We start from the raw sequence: 8,627 nt of genomic DNA, 5'->3' as shown, positions 1-8,627 counted from the left end.
GCTCATGAGAGGCTTGATTCCTTATTTTGAGGAGTATTCATCTACTCTTTACATATTATCTGCGCTGCTTTGGGCTACACCCTTTGCACTTTATATAAAGCAGTTTTCTAGTTTTTTAATGGCTCCTAGAGCTGATGGCATTAAAGGCTAAAACTTTTATGTTAGATACTAAACTTTAGTATCTAACCAGCGTCTTTTTTTATAAATATATACGTAAATAATCCCTTTTATAAGGGTTTCAATGTTCATAATTATAAATATAACAGCTATCCCATATCCCATCTTATAAGCTATATATGATGGGATAACTCTAAATACCCAAAGAGAAAATATACTGATTTTTAGTATCGTCTTTGTAGCTCCAGCACCTCTTAGTGCCCCCGAATATACAAACATAATAGCAAGAGGAATCTGAGCGAGACCAACAAATATAAGATAATAAGAAGCTACTGCTATAGTCGGAGCATCGTCTGTAAAAAAGCCAACTAAAAACTCTGGGAACATTACAAGAAAAAAGCCAACAAATCCCATAAATATATAGGCAACTCTTCCGCTAATAATCCCCATATTATAGGCTTTTTCTATCTTATTTGCACCCAAACTCTGGCCAACTAAAGCAGTAGCTGCTATGGCAAATCCAAACCCCGGCATAAAAGCAATTCCCTCTATGCGAAGACCTACTTGATACCCCGCTAATTCCGCTGTTCCATAAGCCGCAATGATAGAGACAAAAAACAAAAATGAGATACTAGATATCGCTCTCTCAACCGTAGCACTCCATCCCACATGCCAAACTCTTATCAAATCTTTTATACGAATAAGAGGGATGAGATTTAGATACGAATGTGGTTTTTTTAGGAGTATATAATATGCGCCAATGTTGAAGCAGTAAGCGATAACGGTAGCATAAGCAGCCCCCTCAATCCCCATAGCGTCAAATCCGTAATGGCCAAAGATGAAAACATAGTTTAAAAAACCGTTAATTGCAGCTGAGACTAACTTTATATAGAGTGAGTTTTTTGTATCCCCTGCTGCTGAGAGTGCATTATAAAGAAGAGTATCTATAAAAATGACAATAAATCCAAGAGAGAGTATCTTAAAATAAAGTGCTCCTTGCTCTACAACATCGCCCTGTGAGCCCATTAAGAGGTAGTAATGCTCAGCCCCAAAGTATCCGCCAATACTCACAAAGATAGATAAAACCCCAGCTACTATGATGAGCGAGTAGAGAAGCGCTGATGCTCTTCTCTTCCTGCCCTGCCCTATAAAACGGGCTATAAGAGCATTTCCGCCCACAACATAAAGCGTCATCAAAACATTTATAACCATCATAAACTGCATGCTCATACCAACAGCTGCAAGAGCCGATACGCTAACTGCTCCAACCATTAACATATCTATGAGAAGTTGTAAAATATCTACTAGTTGTTTAAGAGCAGCAGGAACTGCTATATTGAGTACTTTGCGGGTATCTTTTGAGATTACTCTTGGAAAAATTGTGATACCTCTTGCATAGCTTCAAAGAGTTCAGCTTTTGTAGCAAACTCTAAAATCTTTTTATCTTTTTCTTCTTGATGCAGTGGTGTAAAATCAAAGACGAGGACGTAAGAGACAATTTTTACTTTATCTCCATAAAGACCTACCCACTCAAGGCTCATCTCGGCAACTTCACCATTTGAGTCTACAACAACAGCAGGATAAAGACGAATCAGTCTACTTAAATCAATCTCACCGATACTTGAGTCATAAATCATATTTTTCATATAAAAACTTCTATAAATTTATTTTTCGTATGGTAGCTAAGAGCAGTTGATGATTGGCTTATCATATATAACAAATAAAAGATACTTAAGTATATGAATTCAGATATACTATTTTTAGTAAGTTTTTCTTACAAAAGAGAGGTCAATAAAAAAACAACTCTCGTCTGTCTCTACAGTAATTTCTTATAACTTGAAATTACTGTACTTTAAAATATGTAATTAATCAAATGATTAATTCTGCTCTTTAAAAAGGAAAATAAAATGCTTGAAACAGTTGCAATTCTATTAATTATACTTTGGTTGCTTGGGCTTGTAAGTTCATATACTATGGGTGGATTTATCCATCTTCTTTTAGTTATCGCTATCGTGGTAGTTTTAATTCGTGTTATACAAGGCCGTCGTGTACTCTAAGGTAGACAATACCATTTTAATGGGTATGAAAAAAAAGGATATAAAATGAAAATATTAGCAATTATACTAATCGTAGTTGGCGTACTTAGTTTGGGATACACTAGTTTTAGTTGGACTCAAAAAACAGATGAAGTCAATCTTGGACCAATTGGCGTCTCAGTAAATGAGAAGCATACTGTGCAAATCCCTATTTGGGCTAGCATAGGAGCTATAGCAGTAGGCGGTGGCTTACTACTTTCTCTTTAACTAACATTACTTAGACTTTATGCATAAAATCCATAAAGTCTAAGTAGCAGATACTCTTACAAACCACAAATTCCACAAAAATTTCACAAACATAAGACATAATACACTTATAATTTTTATATAAGGGAAATCTTTTATGAGTAAATTTTTATCTCTTTTTTTAGTTCTTTTTCTCTTTGGCCTACATGCGCAGACATTAACGCTAGATGAGTGTATTGATAAGACACTAAAAAATCATCCAGATATCAAAAAGCTATCACTTAACGTTTCAAGAAGCAATGCCTCTATTGATATTGCTAAAGCTGATTATCTTCCTCAGATAAATGCAAGTGCACAATATAATCCTATCAACACTTTTGTAATGCCTCAAAATGGACAATTCAATACCATTGAAGATGACAATTGGCTCGTTAGTGCACAATTAAATCAGAAAATATATGATTACTCAAAAACAACATCTACTATAAACGCTTATAAAAAAGACAAAGAGATAGCTGCACTCTCATTAGAAGATAGAAAGGCTCTTCTAGTTTATAATGTAAAAATTCAGTATGACATTGCCCTTTTACAGACTAACGCAATAGAAGTAAGACTAAAAGACCTTCAAACTAAAGAAGAACTTTATAACCAAGCTGAAGCATTTGTAAGAGCGGGATTAAAAACACAAGCTGATGCGCTAAGTTTGCTTAGTGCAGTTTATGTAGCTGAGGATAATCTTGCAGCTACAAGAGCAGAGCTTGATAAAGCCATCTCAACACTCTCTATTTACATAGGAGAGAAGATTGATCCACAGACTTCATTAAGAGATGATAGCGTTACAAATAAAAATAATAATATACAAGACTCAGAGATACTTTTTGAAAATGTCATAACAAAGAACTATGAGATAAAAAGTTATCAAGAGCAAATATCTAGAGACGGTTTTATATATGACGCTTCAAAAGCGCAACATTATGGCTCAATAGATGCAGTAGCAATATACACTCATCAAGACTCACTAAATGCTTATGATACGTCATTAGTCGGCGTAACTATCAATGTTCCTATATACAGTGGTGGAAGAATAAGTGCGCAAACACAACAAGCTCGTATAGCAAAAGAAGAATCACAAGAGGCTTACAACTCAAAGAAACTTCTACTTGAAGAAGAGACACAAGCGTTAGTTATTGATTTGCAAAAATATAGACATACACTAAAAGCAAAAGAGGCTTTAATAGAGTCTTCACAAGCGGCTAAAGAGATAGTTGAAGCAAGATACAAAGAGGGGCTCTCTACTTATATAGAAGTTCTTGATGCATCATCAACATATCTACTTGCTGAATTAGGGCTTCTTGAGGCTAAATTCAACATTAACAATATTATGAACAGACTAGATTACTTACAAGGAAACATACAATGAAGAAATGGATAACATACGGTGTTATTGCAATATTAGTAGCTCTTGGAGGCGCTGTTTTTTACAATAAAGTATATATAGTAAAATCAACATTTAAGACTATAAAACCAACATATGGGGACCTATTTGTAACCGTGCGTGGCATAGGAAACGTAGATGCTAAAAATATATATACTATAACAGCACAAAGTGGTGGAGAGATAGAAAATATATACTTTGACGAGGGAGAGTGGGTAAAAAAAGGCGATTTACTAGTAACTATTGACCCAGTAGATCTTCCTATGCTTCTTGATGAGCAAAAAGTTGGGCTTAAAAAAGCAAAACAAGAGGTGCAAACAACACAGAGTGATCTTGCTAGCTTAGAAGCTCAAAGAGCGCTTATCTTAGCTACTTTTAGCCGTTATAAAAAACTCTTAGAACAAAAATATGCTACTCAAGCAGAATTTGACAAAGCAAACAGCGACTTACAAAATATAGATGCGCAGATAAATGCCTCAAATGCCAAAATAGCGTCTGCTAAACTTGAAATCTTAAGACTACAAAAGAGCCAAGAAGCAATAGAGGCAAAATTTCAAAGACTAAAAATATACTCTCCAGTTGATGGGTATATCATCTCAAAGAGTGCAGAAGCAGCGCAGTATGTACTTCCTTCAGCTCCTATTTTTAAGATAGTTGATCCTAAAACATTATGGGTTGTAGCAAATGTAGATGAGAGAGTTGCACAGAGTATTGAGCTTGGTCAAAAGGCCTCAATTGCGCTGAGATCAAAACCACATGAAACTTTTCAAGGAACTGTTCAAAGAGTAGTTGCTATGAGTAATCTTGTCACACTTGAGAGAGAAATAGCTATAGGATTTGACACTATCCCTACTCCGTTTTATATCAACGAGCAGGCTGAAGTAAATATAAAAGTTGCAAAGCATGAGAATGTATTAAAAGTACCTCTTAAACTCCTTATTATAAAAGATGGCAAAAAAGGTATTTGGGTAGCAAAAGATGATAATGCATATTTTACGCCAATCACCATCTTGGCGCAAAATGATGAAGAGGCTGCTGTAACTTCTGGGATTGACAGAGATGCGGATTTACTCATATACAACGAGAGTAATAAGCCACTTAGTAACGGCATGAAGATATATAGATGATTAATTTAGCTGCAAGAGATATAGAACACTCTCTTGGCAAGTTTATCGTCACCACAATGGGTGTCGGAATGCTTCTTGGGATTGTTTTTATCATGATTGGTGTTTATCGCGGGATGATAGTCGAAGCTGAGATATTGCTAAATGATATAAGTGCAGATTTATGGATAGTGCAAGAGGATACTCTCGGGCCTTTTGCTGAATCTTCAAGAGTCCATGAAGATTTAAAAAATATCATTTATGTAATGAAGGGTATAGATAAAAGTGAAGCTATGACTTTTCAAAACATTCAGCTTCCAAGTAAAAAAAAGCCTGTGCGTGTTGTTGCAGTAGGATACGATATTTATGGAACAATAAACCCTATAAATCCTGATAGATTAATACAAGGTCGTGAGCTTAAAAATGACCATTATGAGATTGTCGTAACAGATAAGACAGGCTTTAAACTTCACGATGAGATAAAGCTAGGAAGAAACTTCTACAAAGTTGTCGGCATCACTACAAAAACTGTCTCAAACAATGGAGATCCTTTAGTATATCTAAGCCTAAAAGATGCACAAGAGTTACAGTTTTTATACTCCAACAAAGAGATTCAAAACAATGTTGCAAGAGGAGTAGTAAACTCCGAATCTCTCATGGTAAACACTATTGTTGCTAGAGTTAAAAATGGTTTTAGTATAGATGAAGTAGCAGAGGATATAAGAAAATGGCAACATAAAAGCGTATATACCGCACAAGATCAAAAAGATATATTAACAAAAAACTTGATTGAAAAATCATCAAAACAGATAGGCCTATTTACAGTTATTTTGATTATTGTCTCAACTATTATCATAGCGCTCATCATCTATACCATGACGTTAGAGAAGATGAAAGAGATTGCTATTATGAAGCTTATGGGGCTTCCAAATAGTCTAATAATTTCCATGATTGTAAAAGAGACTCTTCTGCTGGGAATTTTTGCATTTGTCTTTGGAAATATATTCTCACATATAACTTATGATAAATTCCCTAAACTAGTAGTGCTTCAGATTCCAGATGCTTGGGCACTCTTTGGAATTATACTAGTAGCTTCTGTACTAGCCTCTTTTGTAGGAGTTAAAAAAGTTATTAGTGCTGATCCAGCAGCGGCTATTGGAGGATGATGTGAATAATCAAAGCGCTATAAAAGTTAAAAACCTAGTCAAGAACTTTGGTAAAGATGATAATCTTGTCAGAGTAATTGAAAACGCCTCTTTTGAGATACAAAAGGGTGAAGTAGTTGCACTGATTGCTCCAAGTGGTGCAGGAAAAACAACTCTTTTGATGATGATTGGATGTGTAATTGAGCCTACAAGCGGAGAGATATGGCTTGGAGATAACATGGTTTATAAAAACAAATGGTTAGCTAAAGATACACGTCGCATTCGACGTGAGAAGATTGGTTTTATTTTTCAAGCACACTATCTCATACCATTTTTAAATGTACTAGAGAACATAACGCTTCTTCCTCAGGCAAACAATGTAAGTCCAAAAGACGCACAAAAAAAGGCTTTTGAGCTACTAGAGTACTTTGAAATAGCAGATAAAGCATATAACATGTCATCACAACTCTCAGGTGGGCAAAACCAAAGGGTTGCCATTGCAAGAGCACTTGCAAATAATCCTGAGATTATTTTAGCAGATGAGCCTACAGCTGCACTTGATGGAGAGAGAGCTGTTAGCGTTATAAAAATGCTTAAAAAAATCGCAGTTGAGCAAAATGTTGCGATTATCACTGTTACACATGACGATAGAATTCTTCCATACTGTGACAGAATAATGAAGATAGAAAACAGAGGTATAGTTTTTCATGATAAAGATGCCAAAGGAATACTATAAAGTTCTAGTATCGTTTCACAATTATTTCACTTATACTGATTAAAATAAGTTAGTCTAAATTATAGTTCAAGGAATATAGTATGAAAAAAGTAGTTATCCTCTCTTTATTAGCAGCGAGTTTATGTTTTGGCGCGGATTATTCACAGATGAGTACACAAGAGATGCAAAACATGCGTGCCAGTGTACCATCTGCTGATAGAGATGCATTTCAAGCTGAGATGAAAAATAGAGTTCAAAATATGAATCAAGAAGAGAAAGACTCTTTTATGAAGAACAACTCTAAAGATAGTTCAAAACAAGGTCCACAAGATGGAACTGGCAACATGTACAAAGGCTCTAAAAGCGGCGGTGGAAGTGGTAGTGGCACAAGAGGCGGTGGTGGAGGAAGAAGATAATTCTTGCTTTTTACTTTGCCTAGCCAAAACAGGGCTCTAAATATCTTCATAACAATTTTATAGGTATAATTTTTTATGAAAATTTTATACCTTGAAGATGATATAACTCTCTCAGATACCGTTGCAGAATTTCTAAGCGATGAGGGATTTAAAGTTAGCCCTGTTTATGATGGCGAAGAAGCGCTAGAGCAGACTTACGAAGAGAGTTTTGATCTATTTTTATTTGACGTAAATGTTCCTAAAATAAATGGATTTAAACTCTTAAATGAACTAAGAGAAGCAAATATCTTTACTCCTGCTATTTTTACAACCTCGCTCAAAGGTATTGATGATTTATCAAAAGGTTATGAGAGTGGGGCTGATGATTATATAAAAAAGCCTTTTGCCCTAAAAGAGCTACTTTTTCGCATTAAAGCCCTTCTAAAGAGAGAATTCAAATCACAAAATGAGACAACCAATATAAGTGATGATATAAAGTTTAACGCTTTTACAAATGATCTCTATATTCAAGAGAAAAAAACATCGCTAAATCCAAAAGAGACTCTTTTGTTAAAACTTCTATTAAAACATCAAAATGAGTGCGTTCTCTTAGAAGATATCTACTCCGAGCTTTGGTCATACGATGAACTTTACAGTGATATGAGCTTAAGAACATATATAAAAAACCTACGCAAGCTCATAGGTAAAGAGAGAATTTTAAGTATAAAAAAAGTTGGGTATAAACTTGTACAGTAGTGAAAGAAAGAGTATTTTTTATGTCCTTGGGCTTTATCTAACCTCTACTCTTTTGCTCATTGCTACCTTATTTGGCAGCTACTACATTTACAAGCAAGATGAACTTATGCACTTTGAAGAAGATGCACTAAAAGAGTACAGCTCAAAGTTGTTAGAGAAACTTTTTTATGTTCATGAAAACAGTGATACAAGGTATGAGTATCCAAGATTTGAAGAGTTTAAGAGTGCTATTTATGATATTGATAAAAATCTTATCTTCTCTACACTTGATGTAAACATAGATAACCTAGATAATAAGCTATTTATAAAGGACTCAAAAACATACTATATATCTTCAGTAAATCCACACTACCTTGGTGCTGCATTTATAGTTATACAAAAAGATACAAAACCTCTAAATATATTAAACGATTTAATTGCAACCGCTATATTTGTAATCATCATCACGCTCATAACCTCCTATTTTCTTGTAAGAGCTGTACTAAAACCTCTAAGAGATAACTTGAGGCTTCTTGATAACTTTATAAAAGAGACTACACATGAACTAAACACGCCTATAACTACTATTATGGCTAACATTGAGACACTCCAGAGTAAAGATTGTGATGAAAAATCTATGAAAAAACTACAAAGGATAAAAAGCGCCTCGGCAACCATATCTAACCTATATGAAGATCTA

The 8,627-nt window shown here is 34.7% G+C and carries 11 protein-coding genes; 9 read left to right on the top strand and 2 right to left on the bottom strand.

The features are described 5' to 3' along the window. Positions 1–168 precede the first annotated feature (168 nt). Together PHI38_RS07595 and PHI38_RS07590 are read right to left on the bottom strand one after the other, a co-directional pair. Positions 169–1,452, bottom strand: coding sequence for an MATE family efflux transporter (locus tag PHI38_RS07595; protein ID WP_299854609.1), 1,284 nt, complete (start codon positions 1,450–1,452; stop codon positions 169–171). A gap of 29 nt (positions 1,453–1,481) precedes the next feature. After that, positions 1,482–1,763, bottom strand: a complete 282-nt coding sequence (locus PHI38_RS07590) for a hypothetical protein (RefSeq protein ID WP_299854607.1) — start codon at positions 1,761–1,763, stop codon at positions 1,482–1,484. 261 nt (positions 1,764–2,024) lie between these two features. On the opposite strand from PHI38_RS07590, the gene PHI38_RS07585 reads away from it, so the two are divergent. From PHI38_RS07585 to PHI38_RS07545, 9 genes are all read left to right on the top strand, one after another. Next, complete coding sequence (locus PHI38_RS07585; RefSeq protein WP_299854604.1) at positions 2,025–2,174, top strand: lmo0937 family membrane protein; 150 nt, start codon at positions 2,025–2,027, stop codon at positions 2,172–2,174. Positions 2,175–2,219: 45 nt separating this feature from the next. Next, complete coding sequence (locus PHI38_RS07580; protein WP_299854602.1) at positions 2,220–2,420, top strand: hypothetical protein; 201 nt, start codon at positions 2,220–2,222, stop codon at positions 2,418–2,420. A 136-nt stretch (positions 2,421–2,556) separates the two neighbouring features. Further along, the gene (locus PHI38_RS07575; protein ID WP_299854600.1) at positions 2,557–3,819 is read left to right on the top strand and encodes a TolC family protein; all 1,263 of its coding nucleotides are present in this window, start codon (positions 2,557–2,559) and stop codon (positions 3,817–3,819) included. After that, entirely contained in the window at positions 3,816–4,961 is a 1,146-nt protein-coding gene (locus PHI38_RS07570) for an efflux RND transporter periplasmic adaptor subunit (RefSeq protein WP_299854597.1), read from the top strand. The genes PHI38_RS07575 and PHI38_RS07570 overlap by 4 nt, the downstream gene beginning before the upstream one ends. Continuing rightward, positions 4,958–6,103: an ABC transporter permease gene (locus PHI38_RS07565; protein WP_299854593.1), complete on the top strand. Its 1,146-nt coding sequence runs from the start codon at positions 4,958–4,960 to the stop codon at positions 6,101–6,103. The genes PHI38_RS07570 and PHI38_RS07565 overlap by 4 nt, the downstream gene beginning before the upstream one ends. Position 6,104: 1 nt before the next feature. Beyond that, positions 6,105–6,818, top strand: a complete 714-nt coding sequence (locus PHI38_RS07560) for an ABC transporter ATP-binding protein (RefSeq protein ID WP_299854591.1) — start codon at positions 6,105–6,107, stop codon at positions 6,816–6,818. 80 nt (positions 6,819–6,898) lie between these two features. After that, positions 6,899–7,213 (top strand): DUF1104 domain-containing protein, encoded by a 315-nt coding sequence (locus PHI38_RS07555; protein WP_299854589.1) that lies wholly within the window; start codon positions 6,899–6,901, stop codon positions 7,211–7,213. A gap of 75 nt (positions 7,214–7,288) precedes the next feature. After that, the gene (locus PHI38_RS07550) at positions 7,289–7,948 is read left to right on the top strand and encodes a response regulator transcription factor (protein ID WP_299854587.1); all 660 of its coding nucleotides are present in this window, start codon (positions 7,289–7,291) and stop codon (positions 7,946–7,948) included. After that, a partial coding sequence (locus PHI38_RS07545; protein WP_299854585.1) for a histidine kinase dimerization/phospho-acceptor domain-containing protein occupies positions 7,938–8,627 on the top strand: 690 nt, incomplete at its 3' end. The genes PHI38_RS07550 and PHI38_RS07545, both read left to right, overlap by 11 nt.

Source organism: Sulfurimonas sp. (genome assembly GCF_028694895.1).
Classification (GTDB): domain Bacteria; phylum Campylobacterota; class Campylobacteria; order Campylobacterales; family Sulfurimonadaceae; genus Sulfurimonas.
The sequence above is the reverse complement of the archived record's forward strand: the minus strand, read 5'-3'. Positions and strand labels throughout refer to the sequence as shown.